Genomic DNA, 21,261 nt, shown 5'->3' with positions numbered 1-21,261 from the left:
CTATCACCGCGACATCAGAAGAAAGGCGGCGTAAAGTCAAGTAGTTTAGTGTATTCTAGTCGTATAGCACTGAAGAAGGCAACCACTTAGTGCTGCATACACCCGCCCAACCTATATTCTTATTTTTGGTAAGTTTGTACAGTGTGTGAGGGGAGACAAATAAGATATTGTATGAAGGTAGCACTGATAACAGGGATTACAGGACAGGATGGCTCCTACTTGGCGGAGCTTCTATTGGAGAAAGGATATGAGGTACACGGTATTATTAGGCGTAGTAGCTCCTTTAATACCAGCCGTATCGAGCACCTCTATCTCGATGAGTGGATAAGAGATATGAAGCAAAAAAGACTCATTAATCTCCACTATGGTGATATGACCGACTCTAGCTCTCTGATCCGCATCATCCAACTCATAAAGCCCGACGAGATATACAATTTGGCAGCTCAAAGCCATGTAAAGGTCTCTTTTGAGGTGCCCGAATACACTGCTGATGTAGTGGCAACTGGCACACTCAGGCTATTAGAAGCGGTACGCATACTCGATATGACCAAGAAGGTAAAGATTTACCAAGCCTCTACTTCTGAGCTCTACGGAGAGGTGCAGGAAGTCCCGCAGCGAGAGACTACCCCATTCCACCCACGTTCGCCCTATGCCGTGGCGAAGCAATACGCCTATTGGATTAGTCGTAATTACCGTGAGAGCTACGGGATGTTTGTAGCAAATGGCATCTTATTCAACCACGAGAGCGAGAGAAGGGGTGAGACTTTTGTGACCCGAAAGATTACATTGGCAGCCGCCCGAATCGTTCAGGGCTATCAAGACAAGCTCTATCTGGGTAATATGGATGCGCTTCGTGACTGGGGGTATGCAGGGGACTATGTAGACTGTATGTGGCGCATCCTTCAGCAAGATAAGGCAGACGACTATGTGATTGCTACTGGCGAACAGCACTCTGTACGGGAGTTTGCCACGCTGGCTTTCCTCCACGCTGGCATAGAACTGGAATGGCTCGGAAAGGGAATAGAGGAAAAGGGAGTGGACAAGGCCACTGGTAGAGTACTCGTGGAGGTAGACCCGAAGTATTTCCGTCCTGCGGATGTGGAAACCCTTTTGGGCGACCCCACTAAGGCGAGAACCGAACTGGGCTGGAACCCTCAGGCAACCTCTTTTGAGGAACTCATAAAGAAGATGGTGACGCACGATATGAGATTTGTACGCAAGCTACACCTTCGCACAGAAATGGATGAATAATGATAATAGAAAAGAGTAGCAAGATATATATAGCAGGGCACAGAGGGCTGGTAGGGTCGGCTATTTGGCGCAACCTAGAGCAACGTGGATACACCAATCTGATTGGACGTACGCATGCTGAGCTAGACCTAAAGGATGCGTTGGCGGTACGGCAGTTTTTCGACCAGGAACGCCCTGAAGTGGTAGTACTTGCAGCAGCTAAGGTGGGAGGAATCCTTGCCAACAACACATACAGAGCCGACTTCATCTATGACAACCTACAGATACAGCAAAATGTAATAGGTGAGAGCCATAGGCATGGGGTACAGAAGCTCTTATTTCTAGGGAGCACCTGTATCTACCCTCGGACGGCACAGCAGCCGATGAGAGAAGAGGAGCTACTGACGAGCACCTTGGAGTATACCAACGAGCCTTATGCCATCGCCAAGATTGCAGGACTCAAGATGTGCGAGAGCTTCAATCTACAGTACGGCACTGATTATATAGCAGTGATGCCGACTAATCTATATGGGCCGAATGATAACTTCGACCTTGAGAATAGCCATGTAATGCCAGCGATGATTCGTAAGATACACTTGGCTAAGCTCTTGGGGCAAGAGGATTGGGCTGCAGTGGAGCGAGACTTGGCTAGACGACCAGTAAACGGTGTGGTACAACCTAGAGACCTAGAGCACTTCGGAATATTTCCCAATGAGGTACGGTTATGGGGTAGCGGCACGCCCTTGAGAGAGTTTCTCTGGAGCGAGGATATGGCAGATGCATCGGTACATATCCTATTAAACACTCGCTTTGAAGAGCTTTACCCTGAGGGAAGTAAGGAGATTAGGAATTGCCATGTGAATATTGGCACAGGCCAGGAGGTATCAATAGGCGCACTTGCCGAGCTTATTGCCAAAGTAGAGCACTACGAAGGGAAAATCCTATGGGATAGCACTAAGCCCGATGGCACACCCCGAAAGCTCACAGATGTTACTAAGCTCCACGCCCTTGGCTGGCACCACAAGATAGAACTAGAGGAGGGAGTACAGAAATTATATCAATGGTATTTAGAGCATTAAGAAGATGATAAAGAACGTACTCTTTGACTTTGGTGGGGTATTTGTAAAGATAGAGCGTGAGGAGGCGGTACGCCGTCTAGAAGCACTCGGAGTGCATGACGCTAATCACCTCCTCGACCCCTATATGCAGTCGGGTATCTTTTTAGAACTAGAGGAGGGCAAGCACGATAGGGTTCAATTCACTCAGCTCATCAACAATCGCTACGGTCTTCAGTTAGATGAGATGCAGATAGAGTATGCCCTACTAGGATTTGTTGCAGAGGTACATCAGGAGAAGTTCCGCTACCTACGTGAGGAGTGGCCTGAGGGGATTCGCTGTCTACTGGTGAGCAATATCAATCCTTTTGTATGGCGCTATGCTCAGTCCGGGGAGATGATTGATGGAGGGCACTCTATCGACGATTATTTCGAGATTATCTACGCTTCTTATCAGCGTGGTATGTGCAAGCCTGAGCGGGCGTTCTTCGACCTGATTATCAAGGATGCTAACATTAAGCCCGAGGAGACTCTTTTCATAGATGATGGCGCAAATAACTGCCGTATGGCAAGAGAGATGGGTTTTATTGCCTATTGCCCTGAGAATGGTGAGGACTGGCGTCCTCTACTTGATAAGTTGCTGAAGTAATGAGTGAAGAGAGGCACCGGTTCCATAGCTATCGGACGATAGCGAAGCGGAGTGAGGGACTATTTACAGATAAGCGCAGTAAGTTTATCTCCTTCATAATCCCAGTAGAGAGCGAAAACGAGGCCATGGCAGAACTAGAGGGTATCCGAAAGGAGTACTACGATGCACGCCATGCCTGTTGGGCTTATCGAATTGGCAAGGGAGAGATCCGAGAGCGTGCTAATGATGATGGTGAACCAAGTAGTACGGCAGGAAAGCCCATCCTTGGGCAGCTTCTCAGCAATGAGCTCACCGATGTGATAGGTATCGTGGTGCGCTACTTCGGGGGCGTCAAACTAGGACCTAGCGGACTGATCAATGCTTATCGTACAGCCACGGCTGAGGCAATAGCAGCAGGGGAGATAGTAGAGCACACATTGTATACTAGCTATCGGCTGTGTTTCCCTTTTGACCTTATCAACCCCGTGATGATGCTCCTCCGCCAATATGAAGCGCAGACAATCAACAACGATGCCACTTCTGAAGGACACCTTTGGGATATCCGTGTTGCCAACGCCAATGTTGAGGACTTTGAAGCCGCCACAAATAAAATCTACCAGCTAGAAGTAAATATCAACAAATAAAAAGCATAAGCATGGAGAGATAAAGAAAGAAGTGACTAATACCTCATGAGGGTTCTTCTTACGTCCTTATGGTATCATAAGTAGTTGACTTTGTTATCTAGTAATCTGATCTTTCAACTTATAACTTCATTCAAAGAAACTCCTTTAAAATACCTACAAAAGGGTATTGACCTATCCTAATTAATGCTTTATCTTTGCGAAAGAATATCGGATTGGGGTAATCGTAATGGGTGGGAGACGCACCTCGCCCGGTTATTTCAGTCTAGGAGAACACAATTAATCATCAAAACAAACAAATTCTTGTATATCATGAAGAAGCTATTTACACTTTTACTACTTACATTCGCTGCGGTGTCAGCGGTGTCTTGCGGGAGGAATGATAAGAAACCAGAGCCTGCAAAAGTGGCTTTGAACACAACGTCCCACTCGCTTAAGGTTGGAGAGACCTTAGAACTTGTTGCTACCATTACACCGGCTTCCAGCAAAGAGAAGGTTTCTTGGACAACAGACAAGAAGGAAGTCGCTACCGTAACTTCGGAAGGGAAAGTAGAAGCAGTGGGGGAAGGCAAAGCGATAATCTCTGCAGTACTCTCTGGTGGGAACAAAGCGTCTTGCGCTATTACGGTGGTGAAGAAAGAAGAGCCCAAGCCTACCCCTGAGCCTAAACCAAAAGAGGCGAAGAAGGCTACCATTACTTTTAAGAAAGCATCCTATAGCTTGGAGATTGGGAAAACTATGGATCTGGAAGAAGAGGTGAAGATTACCAAAGGCGATGATCCGAAGGAGAAACTTGTCTTTAGCTGGAAATCCTCTAATCCTAAGACTGTTACTGTCAATAAATCCACTGGGGAAGTTAAGGGTATAGAGCTCGGGGAAGCGACTATTACAGCAACGCTACCAAATGGCAATAAAGCTGAGTGCAAAATAAACGTGACAAAGTCCCAATCTCCCAAAAAGGCGAAGAAGGCTACCATTACTTTTAAGAAAACATCCTACAACTTAGAGGCGGGGAAAACTCTGGATCTGGACGAAGAGGTGAATATTACCCAAGGCGATGATCCGACGGAGGAACTTGATCCTAGCTGGGAATCCTCTAGCCCTCAGATAGCTACTGTCGATAAATCCACTGGAATAGTCTCGGGAGTAAAGCCTGGGGAAGCGACTATTACAGCAACGCTACCAAATGGCAATAAAGCTGAGTGCAAAATAAACGTGACAAAGTCCCAAGAAGGCGGAGGATCTGACAAAGAGATAATTATCAAAACAGGAAGTATCAAGGTTGAGGAAGGCAAGACTGCTCAGATAGAGATTGATTATAATGGGGTACCTAAGGATAAGGTCAAGATAGAATTTAAGAGTGTTAACGAGAAGATTGCTACCGTTACTCCAGATGGTTTGGTAAAAGGAGAGAGTGTTGGCGAGACACAAATTTCAGTCACAATAAATGGTAAACCAAAGCACCATGGGATACCCGTCTCTGTCTATAAAAAATCGGATGCTAAAAAGTATACTTATGACCTTCGCATGGTCAAAAGGGACATTCTTTCTGGGGAAGAAAAAACTGAGATCCTTAAACAGAAGACTATTGAGGTAGAATATATTAGGTCAGGTTCAGCCTCCACCAACAAGTTCTCTATATATGTAGACATTACAGATACGACAACAGGGGAAAAGACTAAAAACCTTGTCGGAGAAAGGAGGATAGTAGATGAAACTGGTGGTATTATAGTAAGCGCAGGATTCGATGGGAGCGTCTCGTATGATGGTGCTGGCTCCTTCTCTCTTAGGATAAAACTGGAAGAGTATGGTATTGAAGAGACCATCAAGGTCATAGTCAAAGAAGTAAGCAAAAAACAGTGAGACAATAGTTATTCACTGCTCAATGAAATAATAAAGAGACTTGCCCCGCCTTGTGCGGGGCTTTCTTGTTTAGTCTGTAGTTAAGGGACATTTCGTCAGAAGAATACAAAAGAAGGTTCAAAAAGCAATCACTCCTTCTCACATAACGCACAATTGCAACTTGAATCTACGAGAAGAAAACATTTAGGTATTATAATTGTTATACATACGAGAGAGAGTTGAAGCAGAATAATAACGATATATTACGACAAAACGGATGAAAACAGATATCCAGATAGCACGAGAGTCGGAGCTCAAGAAGATTGACCTAATCGCTGAGCAGGCAGGTATACCTGAGGATAAGATTTCACCTTATGGCCGCTATATGGCGAAGGTAGATAGCAACCTACTCAAGGAGGAGCACCAACAGGGCAACCTAATACTCGTAACAGCAATTACTCCTACCAAGAGCGGTAATGGTAAGACTACCGTATCTATAGGTTTGGCTTTAGGTCTTAATAAGATTGGGAAGAAGGCTTTTGTAGCACTGCGCGAGCCATCGCTTGGTCCTGTATTCGGCATGAAGGGTGGTGCCGCTGGCGGTGGTTACTCTCAAGTACTACCGATGGATCAAATCAACCTCCACTTCACAGGCGATTTCCATGCTATTACGACCGCAAATAATACACTTGCAGCACTAGTTGATAACTATGCTTATCAGAACCGCAACAATGAGAATGGCCTAAGCTCTATTGTGTGGAAGCGGGTATTGGATGTCAATGACCGCAGTCTCCGCAATGTGATTACTGGCCTGGGTGGTATCTCTAACGGCATACCTAGAGAGGCAGGGTTCGATATCACACCTGCGTCTGAGATTATGGCTATCCTCTGTCTGGCTACAGATATTGAGGATCTCCGCCGTCGTCTTGATAATATACTGGTTGGTTACAAAAAGGATGGTTCGGCATTTACTGTAAAGGATCTAGGCGTAGGTGGTGCCCTAACTATTCTACTTAAGGATGCGCTCGACCCTAACCTAGTTCAGACTACAGAGAATACGCCAGCCTTTATCCACGGAGGTCCATTTGCGAATATTGCTCATGGCTGTAACTCGATCATGGCAACTAAGATGGCGCTGAAGTATGGCGAATACGCTATTACAGAGGCGGGCTTCGGTGCGGATCTAGGTGGAGAGAAGTTCTTTGATATCAAGTGTCGACACGCTAAGATACAGCCAAAGGCAACTGTACTTGTTGCTACAGCACAAGCGCTCAAGATGCACGGCGGTGGCGATGAGAAGAACCTTAAGGTAGAGGATATGGAGTCACTAAGGAGGGGATTTGCTAATCTGGATCGTCATGTGGAGAACCTCCGTATGTTCGGACAGAGTGTTATCGTCTCTATCAATAGGTTCCCTACCGATACGGATGCGGAGATTGCTGTGATTCGTGAGCACTGTGAGATTAATAGGATACCATTTGCTATTAATACCGCATTTAGTGAGGGTGGTAAGGGCGCAGAGGAACTAGCTAGAATAGTAGTAGATACTGTGGAGAATAATCCTTCCAAGCCGCTTGAGTACCTCTATGACCTCGATATGAGCATCACCGATAAGGTGGAGGCAATTACTAAGAATGTATATCGTGCAAAGAGCGTGGAGTACGAGCTAAAAGCGAAGAAGGCGATTAAGAAGCTAGAGGAGCAGGGCTTTGATAAGTACCCAGTATGTATTGCGAAGACCCAATACTCGTTTACAGATAATGCGAAGGCGTATGGAGCACCATCTGACTTTGAGCTAACGGTTCAGGATGTCGTCGTCAATACAGGAGCTGAACTCATCGTGGTAATCATGGGTAGTATCATGCGTATGCCTGGTCTCCCTAAGGAACCAGCAGCGATGAAGATGGATATCGTGGATGGTATCATCGAGGGACTAAGCTAATCCTTATGCAAGATCTGCAAGACAAGAGGTCGGCAGTAGAGAGACTCCTTGAGGAGTTCGTCTCTACTGCCGACCTTTCTTATAGGGCTTTCAATATTAAACTCAAGGTTTCGTCAGACCCTGAGAGCATTCTCGGCATCCGCATGCCGGTGATACGCAAGAGCGCTAAACGAATAGCAAAGCTCCTTACCTACGATGATGCCATCGACCTATTGCTAGACAAAGCTAGGAGGCACTACGAGTACAAAATGCTCCTAGGGCTCGTACTTCAGGAAGTAACGGCTACCGAGGAAGTCCCTAAAGCGTTGTCGATTCTCTACGCCCTATGCGATGGCTGGGCGACAGCAGATCTATTCAAAGATGCTCTAGGACACTTTGCCCAACAGGGTGCGCTTGCAGAAGTGGAGGCATCTATTGAGCGCTACAGCCAAGACGTTAACCCCTTTGCACGCAGGCTCACTATTGTCGCTTTCCTTCCGCTAGTCAAGTACAAGCTGGTAGTGCCTGAAGTTGCACTCGCTCATATCACTAAGCTGCAGGCAGACCGAGACTACTACATAGAGATGGCTAATGCGTGGCTCTTGGCAGAGCTGAGCATCACCCACCCCGAAGTACCCCACTCTGTTACCAGTCCCACTCTATTACAGAAGTATCGCCAGAAGCTCCGCGACTCCTTCCGTCACCCTTGAGACAATAAACACAGAGGACTTAGAACTCACTAGTAAAGTGGAAAGTTATCTGAGGGAACTCCTCCTTTGCCATATTGAGGAGGTAACCACTATCAGCTAAGTACACGTCTCGTCCCTGAGTATCCACCGCCATGTACTGCATCTTACGGCGCTTAAACTCCTCTAGTACTGCGGGATCATCGCAAGATAGCCAGCAAGCCTTGTAAAGACTAATCGGCTCCCACCTACAGCTTGCTTGATACTCATGCAGTAGACGATACTGTATGACTTCGAACTGTAACTGGCCTACTGTACCCACTATACGACGACCGTTGAAAGAGTTGGTAAACATCTGCGCTACGCCCTCGTCCATGAGCTGATTGAGCCCTTTCTGCAGTTGCTTTTGCTTCTGTGGATCGGCGTTCTCAATATACTTAAACATCTCAGGAGAGAAGCTAGGAAGACCGCGGAAGTTGAGTACCTCGCCTGAGGTAAGGGTATCACCGATCTTGAAGTTCCCCGTATCGGGCAGACCGATTATATCTCCGGCATAAGCGTCATCCACTATCTCCTTCTTCTGAGCCATAAAGGCGGTGGGCGAACTAAACCTCATCTGCTTGCCGTGTCTTACATGGGTGTAATAGGTATTACGCTCAAACTTCCCAGAACATATCTTGAGGAAAGCAATACAGCTACGGTGGTTAGGATCCATATTGGCGTGTATCTTAAAGATGAAGCCAGTAAGTGGCTGCTCATAAGGATCCACTAGTCGCTCTTCTGCCTGTACGGAACGAGGCGATGGTGCAATCTTAACAAACGTATCGAGAAGTTCCTTCACTCCGAAGTTATTGAGTGCAGAGCCGAAGAAGACTGGAGCGAGCTCAGCTCTAAGGTAAGTAGGTACATCTAGTTCGGGATATACCCCTCCGATAAGTTCGAGATCGTCTTTGAGTCGTTTTGCTTGCGCTTCTGTCACATAATTCAGTAGCTCATCCGAATTAAGATCTACCTGAATACGCTCAGATATATGGCTTTTATCGGCACCCGAGAAGAGCTCCAACTCCTTATCATAGATATTATAAACCCCTTTGAAACGGTCACCTGAATCAATTGGCCAAGTAAGTGGAGTAGTCTTAATCTGTAGCTCCTCCTCCACCATATCGAGTAGGTCAAATGGGTCTTGCGACTCTCTATCCATCTTATTGACGAATACTATCACAGGCGTCTTGCGCATACGACACACCTCCATTAGCCTACGTGTCTGCTCTTCCACACCTCTTGCACCGTCTATTACGATAATAACCGAGTCCACCGCAGTAAGCGTACGATAAGTGTCTTCAGCGAAGTCCTGGTGACCTGGGGTATCTAGGATATTCACCTTGTAGCCCTCATAGTCGAACCCCATTACCGAAGTGGCTACGGAGATACCACGTTGCTTCTCTATCTCCATCCAGTCTGAAGTCGCAGACTTACGGATCTTATTACTCTTCACTGCCCCTGCCACATGGATCGCCCCTCCAAATAGGAGGAGCTTCTCAGTCAAAGTAGTCTTACCGGCATCAGGGTGGGCGATGACGGCAAAGGTACGGCGGCGGCTAATCTCTTCTACATTGTATTTCATTGCTTTGGATTATCGTAATGGTAGATCTCCCTAAGAGCTTCTTGCCATGGGCGTATCAGCGTAGGGAAATAGTGTTCTATCTTTTTCGTTTCTAACTTACTATACTGGGGGCGACGCGCTGGAAGGCTTAGCTCCTCCTGCAGGCACTCTTCTACCTTCAGGTGAGCAGTCCTAGGATCAAGCGCTACAATTGCCTCGGCAAAGGCATGTCGAGAGGCTTCTCCCTTATCACACACATGATATACTCCCACAGGGAGCTCCTCTTCGGAGCCATATAGAGTGGCGATACTGAGTATCACCCTAGCCAGAGTAAATACACTAGTAGGGGTGCTGATCTCATCAGTAACCACCCTTAGCGTACCTCCATGTACACCTTCCTCTAGTGCCTTACGGCGAATACTCTTGTAGAAGCTCTTATTCTTCCAGCTCTCAGGACCATAAAGCCAAGCGGTTCGGAGCAAATACAAGGGAACCTCGAACAGCCCTGTAGCATACTCTCCCAGGTACTTCGACAAGGCATAGGCATTAGCAGGGCTAGGCGTACCCTCCTCAGTGAAAGGCGTTCCTACTTGCCTTTTATCCCCACCAAAGACATGATCCGTACTCACATGGATAAGTGGCAGATGCTCCTGAGCAAGCATAGAACTAATCGTTGCTGGAATAGTTGCATTAGCTACTTTGGCTATCTCGTACTCCTTTTCAGCGCCATCCACATTGGTATAGGCGATGCAATTAACCGCTATATCGGGTCTATTCTCTCGAAAGAAAGCAGCTATTTCCACTGGACTAGTATAGTCCATATCCGCTCGAGTAGTCGGTAAAATCTCTAGCCAGGGGAATTCTCCCTTAGCTATCGACTGAATGGCTGTCCCAAGCTGACCCGCAGCCCCTGCCACCCACACCTTCTTACTCCTCGTCATCAGGAATAGAATTTAGCGTAAGCTCGCCCTCCTCCACCTCTCTAAACCGTGCGGCGAGCATAGCCAAGAAGGTACTAAACTGCTTTATTGCGCCCTCGGTAGCCTCAGTAACCTCTTCGCCTCTTGCCTTAAGAGTAAGGTAACCATAGATACCTACGAAACAACTCTCTATCTCGCCCATATTCTCACCTCCGCTCAATTCCCTCAGCTGGATAATGCTAGGCAGAGTCTGAAAGTATACAGACGAATAAAGCGTCTGGCTTGGCTCCCTCAGGAGCTTAGCCGATAGCTCTTGCAGCTCATCCATAAGTTCATTAAGCGCTCGCAGGTGTCCTACCTTGGTAATCCCTTGCTCCTTCATCTGGTCGGCAAGCGTTAGATACCAAAGCAGCACCTGATCCATCCGCTCTTGGTCTAGTTGATAACCTTGGCTCACATACTCCTTAATCTTAGCATCATCTAGCTCCAATGCACGGATGATATCCTCTATTTGCCACATATAGAGGATATACTCGGCTACGTTTTCTCTCCTCTTCGTTTCTGCTACTATCATAATATCTATAGTGTTACTACTGTAATACCTGCCCCTCCGAGGTCTACATGTTCATCCTCGAAGTGCTTAACCTGAGGGTTTCCTCTCAGGTAATCTCCAATGGCTTGCTTCAGTGCCCCAGTCCCTGTACCATGTAATATACGGACTGGAGAGTAACCGAAGTGATTAGCATCATCAATAAACTGAGTCACGCTACTCAGTGCTTCCTCCACCCTCATGCCACGACAATCGAGCTGAGGCTTGAAGTTGAGCCTCCTCTCATTGGCCTGCTCCGAAATCATCTGTGGTTTCCTAGCCACTACCTCCGTTGTCGCTCTCTGAGTAGGCAAGAGCTTATCCAACGCCACCGACATAGTGAGGTTCCCCAGTCGTACCCGCACCTTCTTGCCTTGGATCTCTACAACCTCACCTACCTCATTACCCCCCTCAAGGGTCACCCGACTACCTACTTCTATAGGCTGGTTCTTAGGTTTGGGCATAGCTATTGCCTTCTGCTTACGGTGTAGGTGCTCCTTTTTCTTCTCCAGCTTAGCACGAGCTTGCTGGGTCGCTTCCTTATCCGCCTTAGCCTCCTTTATCTCACGGATGGTTCGCTCAATAGTGGCATTGGCACTACTCACTATCTGTAGCGCTTCTTGCTCAGCTTTCGCTATCAATCCTTTGCGCTTCTGAGTAAGTTCCTCTAGGCGCTCATCGAGCTTCGCTTGCTTCTCCTGCAAGGAGCGCTCTGCTCGCTTTACCTCCTCTCGCTTACGCTTCCAGTACGCCTTATCACGGATGATATCTTGGAGGTACTTATCTTGCTGCAAGTAGTCCGAGCCCACCAAAGTACTCGCATAGTCGATAATCTCGGAGGGCATCCCTATCTTTCGTGCCACCTCCAGACCAAATGAGCTCCCTGGCTGTCCTATATACAGTTCGTAGAGAGGCTCTATCTTGCCCCTATCAAAGAGCATAGCGCCATTCACCACTCCGTCGTGAAGCTCGGCATAGGTCTTGAGGTTACCGTAATGGGTCGTAATCACCCCGAAACTCCCTCGTAGTCGGAACTGCTCTAGTACTGCCTCCGCTATAGCTCCACCTATCGTAGGCTCGGTACCCGAACCGAACTCATCAATCAGTATCAAGCTCTTGTCCGTCGCCTCGCGAAGTACACGCTTCATATTCTGCAAGTGACTGGAATAGGTACTAAGATCATTTTCCAACGATTGTGCATCACCGATGTCGATAAATACACTGTCGAAGAAGCGACATTCACTGTGCTCCATCATCGGCACCGCTAGCCCACACTGCAGCATATACTGGAGCAACCCCACCGTCTTGAGCGCAATAGACTTACCGCCCGCATTAGGTCCCGAGATGAGTAGTATCCTCTGCTCACCATCTAGCTTAAGCGTTAGGGGCACTAGCTTACGTCCTTGCTCCCTAAGGTGGCGTTCCAAAAGAGGATGCCTAGCCACCTGCCACTCCATACTGATACCATCATCCGCAATCGGTGGCACAATAGCTTCTAACCGCTCTGCAAGTCTAGCCTTCGCTCTATTAAAGTCGAAGATACCTATAAGCTGGCAATCCTGCTGTACCTGCCTCATATCCCTCCTCACGTACACGCTAAAGTCCTTTAGAAGTCGGACGATCTCCCTCAGCTCCTCGCTCTCTTTCTCTCGTATACGGTTGTTCATCACCACCATCTGCTCCGGCTCTAGATAGAGGGTACGCCCAGTAGACGACTCTTCATGCACTATGCCCCCTATCTCCCTCTTGGCAGAGGGTATGATAGGCAATAGCAAGCGTCCATCACGCACTGCTGGGGTAGCATCTTTCTCTACCCAACCTGCCGCCTGAGCTGAGCGCAGTATACCCTGCATGGTCTGCCCGAGCGAGCCTCGCAGCTGCCGAAGCTCCACTCTAATCTCCCTGAGGGTACGACTGGCAGTATCCTTGATTTCTCCCTCCTCATCAATCAAGTTGTGCAGACGCCTCCGTATATCCACTAGATCATCTAAGCGCTCAGCCAGCCGATACAGCTCAGGATAATCCTCCTCTCGCTCTTCCAGCATACGTTTGGTTTCCACTACAGACGCCAAGAGGTCGCGTAGAGGGCGAAGGGACTCTACTGGTAGATAGCTTCCCTCGGGGCGAAGCGACAACAACGCTTCCCTTATTGCGCCGAAACGAAAACTGGGCACCTCTGCTCCCGAGACCAAAAGTGTCATCATCTCGGACAGCTGATCCAATCTTCCTCTCAACTCTTTCCCATCGGGCAGGAATGCCATACGCTCCACGAGGAAGAGGCTAATCTCATTGTCGCAAAGGGTGCGAAGCTCCTGCCGAAGTTGTCCGAACTCCAGTTTCTGCTCCAGTACACCTAGACTATTGACTTGCTCCACTTCTAGAATAAGAACCTTATCACGTCATTGACATTAGCGTAGAGCACAAGTAGCAGCAGCAATATCATACCAATAATCTGAAAACGTGTCTGCCACTTAAGTGAAGGTGGGCGACCCGCTACAGCCTCATAGATAAGGAACATGATATGACCGCCATCCAATCCGGGGATAGGTAGTATATTCATCACCGCCAAGATGACCGACAAAAATGCCGTCATGCCCCAGAAGGCTCTCCAGTCGAAGGTAGAAGGGAATAGACTACCCATTGTACCAAGCCCACCAAGACTCTGAGCTCCTTCGGGCGTCGCCACATACTTCAATTGGTCGGCATAACTCACAACCTGCCTATAGGCTTCGCGAACACCTGCGGGGATAGATGCCAGCAGACCATACTCCTGGCGCTCCGTTATGAATATCTTATTGGGTGTGGCAAAAGCAATACCTATACCTTGCTCAGAGTCGGAATAGGTACGTATAGCAATCACCTCTCCCCCACGGAGGAGCGAAAGCGTAAGACTATCGCCCCTAAGCTCCTGTAGTTTAGTCATAATCTGGGAGAACTTATCCATCGGTGTACCATTGACCGCCACAATCTTATCCCCTTTCTCAATACCTGAAGATGCTCCTGCACCGCCTATCACTATAGAATCTACCAATGCCGGCATATCCATCCTGAAGAAGGTCTCTCCACTAGCCAGCACAGCGCGCATAAAGTCTACGGGGATTTCGATATCTACCTGAGCCCCATCACGAAGCACGGTAAGCTGCTCTCCATTGGCGATTTCCTGAAGCAGTGTACCCTCAAAGTACTTGAGCTCATTGCCGTCAACGGCTACAGGGAGATCACCATCCTCCAAACCCATCTCATGTCCTACAGATGAGTACACAAGATTGTCGCCTACATTCTTTAGCGGCAACTTCTCACTACCCCAGTAATAAGCAATACCACCATAGATAAGGGTTGCGAGTAGAACATTGAATAGGACACCGCCAATCATCACTAAGAAGCGCTGCCATATAGGACGGCTCCTAAACTGATGGGGCTCTGGTTCGCTCTCTAGCCCCTCCACTGCGAGCGACTCATCCACCATACCATCTATCTGACAATACCCTCCGAGTGGCAACCAACCTACACCATATTCCGTATCGCTCCCCTTAGGCTTATGGCGCCAAAGAGCCTTCCCTCCTAGGTCGAAGAAAAGGAAAAACTTATTTACCCTAATCCCGAACAGCCGAGCAAAAAAGAAGTGTCCCAGCTCGTGAATAAAGACGAGAATAGAGAGGGATAAGAGTAGTTGTATGACCTTTATCAGTATACCCATTGATTTATTTCTTAGTTATTTGATTCCACTGTACCACGCCTGCGCTATGCCTCTAGCCACCTCATCGGCATCCTGTAATACCGCAAGGTTAGACACGTTGCGCTCAGGAGCCTTATCCATCGTATAGCGCACAACCTTAGGAATATCTGTAAAGCCAATCTGCCCCTGTAAGAACCTCTGCACTGCCACCTCATTGGCAGCGTTCATCGTACAAGGGCTAGTGCCGCCTCTATGAAGCGCTTCATAGGCGAGGTCGAGACATGGGAAAGCATCTCGCCTTGGAGCTTCGAAAGTCAGTTTAGCCATATCCTCCACTTTTAGTAAAGGCTTGTGCCCCTCCAGCCTATGAGGATAAAGCAGGGCGTAAGCTATTGGATGCCGCATATCGGGATAAGACAACTGTGCTTTGATGCTACCATCACGATAGCCCACCATAGAGTGTACAATACTCTGGCGGTGTACCACAACCTCGATAGCCTCTGGGGCTACATTGAATAGGTGGTGTGCCTCAATCATCTCCAAACCCTTATTCATCAGCGTGGCAGAGTCTATCGTCACCTTTGGGCCCATAGACCAATTGGGATGCTTTAGGGCATCCTCAGCCCGCACCTGCGAAAGCTGCTCTATCGCCATATCCACAAAAGGACCACCAGATGCCGTTAGATAAATCTTCTCCACCTCTTTCATCTGCTCCCCCACTAGACACTGAAATATAGCTGAGTGCTCCGAATCTACGGGCAAAATCATAGATCCATGCGCTTTGCACAAGCGCTTGATAAGGTCTCCAGCCACCACTAGCGTCTCCTTATTTGCTAGAGCAATGATACGTCCCGACTCTATCGCACTAATTGTGGGTTCCAAACCCGCAAAGCCGACCATGGCAGTCAGCACTACATCAGCCTCTACCGAGGCAGAAAGCTCTATGATAGCCTGCCTTCCCGCCACCACCTCTATGGGTTCACCCTTCAGGGCGCGCTTCAGCTCTTTAACCAACTTATCATTACCTATAGCGACCACCTCGGGGTGGAACTTCCGAGCCTGTTCAACGAGCAGATCTATACTATTATTCGCCACTAGGGCATACACCCCGAGTTCTTCTGGGTGACGCTCTACCACTTGCAGTGCCTGGGTACCAATCGAACCAGTAGAGCCCAATATTGTTACTTTTCTCATCTCTCCGTATCTGTATATAGTAGGCGCAAATTTACCATTTTATTCGCCAACCGCATGATATCTATTCCATAAGCCTTTCACCTATCCACCCCAAGCCATCTCTATAGAGCACACGACCATTTAATATATACTAATCACTCCATTTGATATATATTAATTCACCCAATTAGTATATATTAAACTGATCAATTAGTATATATTAAATGGTCATGCGGTATACTGAGAGCGGTCAACGGGTAGCGGTGAAAGGTTTTTCTCCCCTACTATCTCTGTCTTTTCCTGAATTAATTGACCTTTTTCGGGGCAATTTAACTATCTAGTTGACCTTACGTGCCTGAGGTTTCATTGGTCTGTTGACTACTATTTCCTAATTTACTTGACTATGCGCACTAAGTGGTTGACTTTTTCAGAAGGAGAACAGAGCTAAAGATGACTTCATACAGGTCTAATTAACTCACCTAAACCATAACAAATCACTTCTGATATGCCCCTTAATTGTCATTACTAATGCGTTTTCCCTGATGCGAAGGTGGCTCGGCTTACGAAAAATAGTATCTTTGTGGCAAACGGTTTATTTTGTTGAACAAATAAAGAGGTTTATTATTTATGAAAAGAATGATTACTATGGTTGCGGTGGCTATCATCGCACTCGCTAGCACAATAAGTGCCAATGCCCAAGGTGGTTTCCGTTGGGGTATAATGGGCGGTGCCAACTTCAGTAAGTTTAGCACTAAGGCCGCAGACTACAAGAGTGACCTTTTTACCGCCTTTCACATTGGACCAATGGTAGAGTATGAGCTTCCTATCTTCCCTGTAGCTATAGAAGCAGGGCTTCTTTATAGTCAGAAGGGCTCTTCTATGGAGCAGGCTAGCAAGGAGATACTTAAGTTTAGGAGCAACCTTATCGAGGTGCCTGTCAATGTAAAGGGTTATGTATTCAGCATCCCAGCTGCTCGCTTCTTCGTGATTGCCGGTCCGAGCTTCAACTTCGCACTCAACACCAATGTGGAGGCGCTGAATATTGATGCTATCAAAGATGTGAAAGCTCAGAGATTCGGAGTGAACCTCAATGCTGGTATCGGTGTGGAGGTACTGAGGTATCTACAGCTCTCTGCTACCTTCAATGCCGCAATGACTGATAGTTATAAGTTCGAGAATGCTGGGAAAGTGATTAATGACTTCCTTTCCACACGAGAGAAAGGATTCTCTGTTACCGCCCGCCTACTCTTCTAAGAGCGGGTAATTAAGCAACGAGAGAGGTGTGTCCACATTTTGCAAAGCAAAATAGTTAGGGCGCACCTCTTTTCTGCATTAATCGCAAATAGGGTGTGTAAATGTGAAATTTACGCAACTTAGTGTGTTAAATATTTGGTGATATGCCGAAGTCTTTCTAATTTAGCACCCGAATAGAAGCATTACCGAATAATTATAATAAAAGGAGCATGGAAGAGCAGAAGCGCAAGGGACGTGAATGGGGAGGCTTTTTCCCACAAGTGATTCGGCTCTGGAAAGAGGGCTTGAAGTCTATGACATGGGGCAAACCACTATGGATACTCAATATCATCAAGCTATTGATTCTATTTGGGGTACTGAAGCTTTTCTTTTTCCCAAACTTCCTGAAACAAAAATCTGATACAGAGGAAGGGAAGCGCGACTATATTGTGAACGAACTGAAGCAGAGGAGTGCGGCGACTGATGGGCATGAGGTTTTTGCTCCAGAACAGCGACAAAAGTAAGAGACAATAATAACACAACTTAATAATCACGTAATCATCTATGTTACTAACGAGTACACTTATCGATTGGTCGCGCATGCAGTTTGCGATGACGGCGATGTACCACTGGCTATTTGTTCCCCTCACATTGGGAATGGGTATCGTGATGGCGCTTGCCGAAACGAAGTACTACCGCACGGGTGACGACTTCTGGAAAGAGGCTGCCAAGTTTTGGCAAAAGGTCTTCGGCATCAACTTCGCTGCCGGTATTGCTACTGGTTTGATACTAGAATTTCAGTTCGGTACCAACTGGTCTAACTACAGTTACTTCGTAGGAGATATCTTCGGAGCGCCGCTAGCGATTGAGGGCATGTTTGCTTTCTTTATGGAAGCCACCTTCTTTGCTATTATGTTCTTTGGCTGGGGCAAGGTCTCCAAGAAGTTCCACCTCACCGCTACTTGGCTCACTATCTTTGGAGCCACAATGTCGGCATGGTGGATTTTGGTAGCCAACGCTTGGATGCAGTACCCACAGGGTATGGTCTTCAATCCCGATACGGTTCGCCACGAGATGGTGAGCTTTGTGGATGTAGCCCTTTCTCCTGTAGCGGTGGTTAAGTTTTTCCACTCCGTTATCAGTAGTTGGATTCTTGGTTCGATTGTGGTGATGGGTATCAGTGCCTACTATCTACTAAGGAAGAAGAACCAAAGGTTTGCCATTGAGAGCATCCGCCTTGCAGCTTGGTTGGGGCTTATCTCGAGCGTCATCACCGCCTTCACAGGGCATCTCTCTGCCGGACAGGTAGCTAGTCACCAGCCTATGAAGCTGGCTGCGATGGAGAACATGTACGTAGGGCGCGCAGAAGCTCCGCTCAGTGCCTTTGGTATCGTAAACCCCGATAAGAAGAAGACCGACTGGGCGAGCGACAAACCAGACTACCTCGCAGGGCTCAATATAGAGCTACCTTATGGTCTCTCAATCCTTTCATACAACGACCCTAGTGCATTTGTCCCAGGTATCAAGGACATCCTAGAGGGTTACACGGCATACGATGGCACAGTAGTTCTACCTGCGAGTGAGCGAATAGAGAGAGGCAAGATGGCAATCCAAGCACTTGCCGACTACCGAGCAGCCAAGGAGATTGGCAATGAGGCTGAAGCTGAGATCCAAAGGGGCATCCTCGATGCCAATATGGAGCACTTCGGATACGGGTATATGTCGAGCGTAGAGGAGCTAATCCCTAATGTACCCATGCTCTACTACAGCTTCAGGACAATGGTAGGCTTGGGGATGCTCTTCATCCTCATCTGCCTATTGCCTATATTCTTCATTAAGAAAGACCGTGAGAAGTTTGCCAATATGCGCTGGTACTCATGGGTACTCATCCTGAGTGTACCGCTCGTATACATCGCAAGCCAATGTGGTTGGGTGGTAGCCGAGGTTGGACGTCAGCCATGGACCATACAGAATGCGCTACCAGTGCAGGCTGCTGTATCCAATATCGCCGCCGGTGCTGTGAAGACAACCTTTATACTCTTCCTTGTGCTCTTCTCGGTAATGCTCATTGCAGAGCTGAGTATCATGCTAAATGCTATCAAGAAAGGGCCTAATACAGAGGCAGAGAACATAACGAATGTAGAGCAATAATTGAGAAAGCGCTATGGATAAATTTATTATGCTACAAGACTACTGGTGGTTTGTGATATCCCTCCTCGGTGGTTTGCTTGTATTCCTGCTATTCGTGCAGGGTGGTCAGTCCTTTATATTCTCCCTCTCTAAGGACGCTCTCCAGCAGAGAATGCTGGTCAACTCTACTGGTCGCAAGTGGGAATTTACGTTCACCACGCTGGTAACCTTTGGTGGTGCGTTCTTTGCGGCTTTCCCATTATTCTACTCCACCAGCTTCTACGGAGCCTATTGGGTGTGGATGCTGATTCTTTTCTGCTTCGTAATACAAGCTGTATCCTTTGAGTTCCAGAACAAAAAGGGCAACGTTTGGGGCAAGAAGAGCTACCAATGGGCGCTATTTATAAATGGTGTATTCGGCCCTCTTCTGCTTGGTGCCGCTGTAGGTACGTTCTTCACAGGAGCCAACTTCGTCATCGACAGAAGCAACATCGCCAACCTCGGTGGCAATCTATCGGTATCTACCTGGATGCCTTTCGATGGGATGATGCTCCACGGGCTAGAGGCTGTGCTCAATCCTTGGAACCTTGTGCTTGGGCTAGCGGTACTTTTCTTGGCGCGCACCACTGGCTTGCTCTACTTTATCAATAACATCCGCGAGCCCGAGGTACGCGTGGCGGCTCGGAAGAGACTAGTGCCCAATGCTCTTATCTTCCTTGTATTCTTCCTCGCGTTCCTAGGTTATCTACTCACTGCCAATGGCTTTGCAGTAGACCCAGCCACTGGGTCGGTATCGATGGAGCAGTACAAGTACCTCCACAACCTTATAGAGCAACCGGTACTCTTGGTGCTCCTATTGCTCGGTGTGGTGGCTGTCCTCTATGGTATCGGCATGACCATCGTGAAGGATGGTTTCGTGAAGGGCATTTGGTATGAGGGCGTAGGCGTAGTAGTGGTAGTCACTATCCTATTCCTACTTGCAGGGTGGCACAATACCGCCTACTACCCATCCTTTGCCGACCTCCAGAGTTCACTCACCATCCGCAATAGTAGCTCCAGCACATACACCCTTGAGGTAATGGCGTATGCTTCGCTAGTGATTCCATTTGTGCTAGCTTATATCTTCTATGCATGGCGCAAACTAGACTTCCACAAACTGGATAAGGAGGAGCTAAAGAAGGGTAATCACTACTAACCCTTTTGGGTATTCGATAAAAAGGTCGACCCTTTCTCTAGAAAAGGTCGACCTTTTTCGCAGAAAGGGTCGACCTTTTTCACTGAAAGGGTCGACCCTTTTTTCTAGCTACGCAATCCCTCCTCTAGGAGCGCGTGCTGGCTCACTTCAAAATCTGCTCGATATAGGCTACTAGTTCCTCTCTTCCTGTGCCCTTTTCCGATGAGGTAACAAAGATAGGTGGCAACTCTTCCCAGCTCTCGCGAAGTACGTTTTGGTACGCCTCTACGTGCAGTTTGAGTGCCGACTTCGAGAGCTTGTCTGCCTTGGTAAAGACAATGGAAAAAGGAACACCTGCTTCGCCCATCTCATTGATAAAGTCTATATCTATCTTCATGGGATCATGGCGGACGTCTACGAGGATGAAGAGGTTCACCAACTGCTCACGACTCAGAATATAACCATAGATCATGCTCTTGAAACTACTTCTCATCCCCTTTGGAACCTTGGCATAACCATAGCCTGGGAGGTCGACAATGTAGAAGCTATCATTGACCAAAAAGTGATTAATCAGCTGGGTTTTACCCGGGGTAGACGAAGTCTTTGCCAAGCCTTTGGCGTTGGTGAGCATATTAATCAGAGACGATTTCCCGACATTAGACCTGCCGATAAAAGCGAGTTCCATGCGCCCATCGGTGGGGCACTCTTCTGTTTTGGAGCTGCTGGTTGCGAATGTTGCTTTTGTAATATCCATATTTCT

Annotated in this window: 18 protein-coding genes; 11 read left to right on the top strand and 7 right to left on the bottom strand. The window is 47.7% G+C overall.

The annotated features are described in order from the left end of the window. The first annotated feature begins 171 nt into the window (after nt 1–171). From gmd to A3GG_RS0100900, 7 genes are all read left to right on the top strand, one after another. Nucleotides 172–1,251 (top strand): GDP-mannose 4,6-dehydratase, encoded by a 1,080-nt coding sequence (gmd, locus tag A3GG_RS0100930; RefSeq protein WP_018357468.1) that lies wholly within the window; start codon nt 172–174, stop codon nt 1,249–1,251. Further along, the gene (locus A3GG_RS0100925; RefSeq protein WP_018357467.1) at nt 1,251–2,309 is read left to right on the top strand and encodes a GDP-L-fucose synthase family protein; all 1,059 of its coding nucleotides are present in this window, start codon (nt 1,251–1,253) and stop codon (nt 2,307–2,309) included. The genes gmd and A3GG_RS0100925 overlap by 1 nt, the downstream gene beginning before the upstream one ends. Before the next feature lie 4 nt (nt 2,310–2,313). Then, nucleotides 2,314–2,934 carry an HAD family hydrolase gene (locus A3GG_RS0100920; protein ID WP_018357466.1) on the top strand — a complete coding sequence of 207 codons (621 nt, stop codon included), beginning with the start codon at nt 2,314–2,316 and terminating at the stop codon, nt 2,932–2,934. Next, nucleotides 2,934–3,557 carry an IMPACT family protein gene (locus tag A3GG_RS0100915; RefSeq protein ID WP_018357465.1) on the top strand — a complete coding sequence of 208 codons (624 nt, stop codon included), beginning with the start codon at nt 2,934–2,936 and terminating at the stop codon, nt 3,555–3,557. The genes A3GG_RS0100920 and A3GG_RS0100915 overlap by 1 nt, the downstream gene beginning before the upstream one ends. 309 nt (nt 3,558–3,866) lie before the next feature. Further along, nucleotides 3,867–5,417, top strand: coding sequence for an Ig-like domain-containing protein (locus A3GG_RS12710; RefSeq protein WP_018357464.1), 1,551 nt, complete (start codon nt 3,867–3,869; stop codon nt 5,415–5,417). A gap of 256 nt (nt 5,418–5,673) precedes the next feature. After that, nucleotides 5,674–7,338, top strand: a complete 1,665-nt coding sequence (locus tag A3GG_RS0100905; protein ID WP_018357463.1) for a formate--tetrahydrofolate ligase — start codon at nt 5,674–5,676, stop codon at nt 7,336–7,338. A gap of 5 nt (nt 7,339–7,343) precedes the next feature. After that, complete coding sequence (locus tag A3GG_RS0100900) at nt 7,344–8,027, top strand: DNA alkylation repair protein (protein ID WP_018357462.1); 684 nt, start codon at nt 7,344–7,346, stop codon at nt 8,025–8,027. 19 nt (nt 8,028–8,046) lie between these two features. Here A3GG_RS0100900 and A3GG_RS0100895 read toward each other — a convergent pair whose 3' ends face one another. The 6 genes from A3GG_RS0100895 to A3GG_RS0100870 are packed head-to-tail and all read right to left on the bottom strand — an operon-like array spanning nt 8,047 to nt 15,985. Beyond that, nucleotides 8,047–9,627, bottom strand: a complete 1,581-nt coding sequence (locus tag A3GG_RS0100895) for a peptide chain release factor 3 (protein ID WP_018357461.1) — start codon at nt 9,625–9,627, stop codon at nt 8,047–8,049. Continuing rightward, nucleotides 9,624–10,547, bottom strand: a complete 924-nt coding sequence (locus tag A3GG_RS0100890) for an SDR family oxidoreductase (protein ID WP_018357460.1) — start codon at nt 10,545–10,547, stop codon at nt 9,624–9,626. The genes A3GG_RS0100895 and A3GG_RS0100890 overlap by 4 nt, the downstream gene beginning before the upstream one ends. After that, a complete protein-coding gene (locus A3GG_RS0100885) occupies nt 10,534–11,100 on the bottom strand; it encodes a DUF4924 family protein (protein ID WP_018357459.1) in 567 nt (188 codons plus the stop codon). Before A3GG_RS0100885 ends, A3GG_RS0100890 begins: the two co-directional genes overlap by 14 nt. A 5-nt stretch (nt 11,101–11,105) precedes the next feature. Beyond that, nucleotides 11,106–13,490 carry an endonuclease MutS2 gene (locus tag A3GG_RS0100880; RefSeq protein WP_018357458.1) on the bottom strand — a complete coding sequence of 795 codons (2,385 nt, stop codon included), beginning with the start codon at nt 13,488–13,490 and terminating at the stop codon, nt 11,106–11,108. Between the two features lie 2 nt (nt 13,491–13,492). Then, nucleotides 13,493–14,812: an RIP metalloprotease RseP gene (gene rseP, locus A3GG_RS0100875; protein WP_018357457.1), complete on the bottom strand. Its 1,320-nt coding sequence runs from the start codon at nt 14,810–14,812 to the stop codon at nt 13,493–13,495. A gap of 15 nt (nt 14,813–14,827) precedes the next feature. Continuing rightward, the gene (locus A3GG_RS0100870; protein ID WP_018357456.1) at nt 14,828–15,985 is read right to left on the bottom strand and encodes a 1-deoxy-D-xylulose-5-phosphate reductoisomerase; all 1,158 of its coding nucleotides are present in this window, start codon (nt 15,983–15,985) and stop codon (nt 14,828–14,830) included. A gap of 615 nt (nt 15,986–16,600) precedes the next feature. Here A3GG_RS0100870 and A3GG_RS0100865 point away from each other — a divergent pair. The 4 genes from A3GG_RS0100865 (at nt 16,601) to A3GG_RS0100850 (ending at nt 20,522) form a co-directional block, all read left to right on the top strand. Continuing rightward, on the top strand, nt 16,601–17,218 hold the full coding sequence (locus A3GG_RS0100865) for a porin family protein (RefSeq protein WP_018357455.1): 618 nt from the start codon (nt 16,601–16,603) through the stop codon (nt 17,216–17,218). Nucleotides 17,219–17,427: 209 nt separating this feature from the next. Continuing rightward, entirely contained in the window at nt 17,428–17,721 is a 294-nt protein-coding gene (locus A3GG_RS0100860; protein ID WP_018357454.1) for a DUF4492 domain-containing protein, read from the top strand. A gap of 40 nt (nt 17,722–17,761) precedes the next feature. Next, a complete protein-coding gene (locus tag A3GG_RS0100855) occupies nt 17,762–19,348 on the top strand; it encodes a cytochrome ubiquinol oxidase subunit I (RefSeq protein ID WP_018357453.1) in 1,587 nt (528 codons plus the stop codon). Between the two features lie 13 nt (nt 19,349–19,361). Continuing rightward, nucleotides 19,362–20,522 carry a cytochrome d ubiquinol oxidase subunit II gene (locus tag A3GG_RS0100850; RefSeq protein ID WP_018357452.1) on the top strand — a complete coding sequence of 387 codons (1,161 nt, stop codon included), beginning with the start codon at nt 19,362–19,364 and terminating at the stop codon, nt 20,520–20,522. 142 nt (nt 20,523–20,664) lie between these two features. Here A3GG_RS0100850 and yihA read toward each other — a convergent pair whose 3' ends face one another. Next, a complete protein-coding gene (gene yihA / locus A3GG_RS0100845) occupies nt 20,665–21,255 on the bottom strand; it encodes a ribosome biogenesis GTP-binding protein YihA/YsxC (protein WP_018357451.1) in 591 nt (196 codons plus the stop codon). Between the last annotated feature and the right edge of the window lie 6 nt (nt 21,256–21,261).

The sequence above is a fragment of the Porphyromonas levii DSM 23370 genome (assembly GCF_000379925.1).
GTDB classification, from domain to species: domain Bacteria; phylum Bacteroidota; class Bacteroidia; order Bacteroidales; family Porphyromonadaceae; genus Porphyromonas_A; species Porphyromonas_A levii.
The sequence above is the reverse complement of the archived record's forward strand: the minus strand, read 5'-3'. Positions and strand labels throughout refer to the sequence as shown.

Excerpts from the sequence above, each read along its gene's own strand:
- gmd (WP_018357468.1), top strand. The coding sequence starts at position 172 with ATGAAGGTAGCACTGATAACAGGGATTACAGGACAGGATGGCTCCTAC.
- A3GG_RS0100925 (WP_018357467.1), top strand. The coding sequence starts at position 1,251 with ATGATAATAGAAAAGAGTAGCAAGATATATATAGCAGGGCACAGAGGG.
- A3GG_RS0100920 (WP_018357466.1), top strand. The coding sequence starts at position 2,314 with ATGATAAAGAACGTACTCTTTGACTTTGGTGGGGTATTTGTAAAGATA.
- A3GG_RS0100915 (WP_018357465.1), top strand. The coding sequence starts at position 2,934 with ATGAGTGAAGAGAGGCACCGGTTCCATAGCTATCGGACGATAGCGAAG.
- A3GG_RS12710 (WP_018357464.1), top strand. The coding sequence starts at position 3,867 with ATGAAGAAGCTATTTACACTTTTACTACTTACATTCGCTGCGGTGTCA.
- A3GG_RS0100905 (WP_018357463.1), top strand. The coding sequence starts at position 5,674 with ATGAAAACAGATATCCAGATAGCACGAGAGTCGGAGCTCAAGAAGATT.
- A3GG_RS0100900 (WP_018357462.1), top strand. The coding sequence starts at position 7,344 with ATGCAAGATCTGCAAGACAAGAGGTCGGCAGTAGAGAGACTCCTTGAG.
- A3GG_RS0100895 (WP_018357461.1), bottom strand. The coding sequence starts at position 9,627 with ATGAAATACAATGTAGAAGAGATTAGCCGCCGCCGTACCTTTGCCGTC.
- A3GG_RS0100890 (WP_018357460.1), bottom strand. The coding sequence starts at position 10,547 with ATGACGAGGAGTAAGAAGGTGTGGGTGGCAGGGGCTGCGGGTCAGCTT.
- A3GG_RS0100885 (WP_018357459.1), bottom strand. The coding sequence starts at position 11,100 with ATGATAGTAGCAGAAACGAAGAGGAGAGAAAACGTAGCCGAGTATATC.
- rseP (WP_018357457.1), bottom strand. The coding sequence starts at position 14,812 with ATGGGTATACTGATAAAGGTCATACAACTACTCTTATCCCTCTCTATT.
- A3GG_RS0100870 (WP_018357456.1), bottom strand. The coding sequence starts at position 15,985 with ATGAGAAAAGTAACAATATTGGGCTCTACTGGTTCGATTGGTACCCAG.
- A3GG_RS0100865 (WP_018357455.1), top strand. The coding sequence starts at position 16,601 with ATGATTACTATGGTTGCGGTGGCTATCATCGCACTCGCTAGCACAATA.
- A3GG_RS0100860 (WP_018357454.1), top strand. The coding sequence starts at position 17,428 with ATGGAAGAGCAGAAGCGCAAGGGACGTGAATGGGGAGGCTTTTTCCCA.
- A3GG_RS0100855 (WP_018357453.1), top strand. The coding sequence starts at position 17,762 with ATGTTACTAACGAGTACACTTATCGATTGGTCGCGCATGCAGTTTGCG.
- A3GG_RS0100850 (WP_018357452.1), top strand. The coding sequence starts at position 19,362 with ATGGATAAATTTATTATGCTACAAGACTACTGGTGGTTTGTGATATCC.
- yihA (WP_018357451.1), bottom strand. The coding sequence starts at position 21,255 with ATGGATATTACAAAAGCAACATTCGCAACCAGCAGCTCCAAAACAGAA.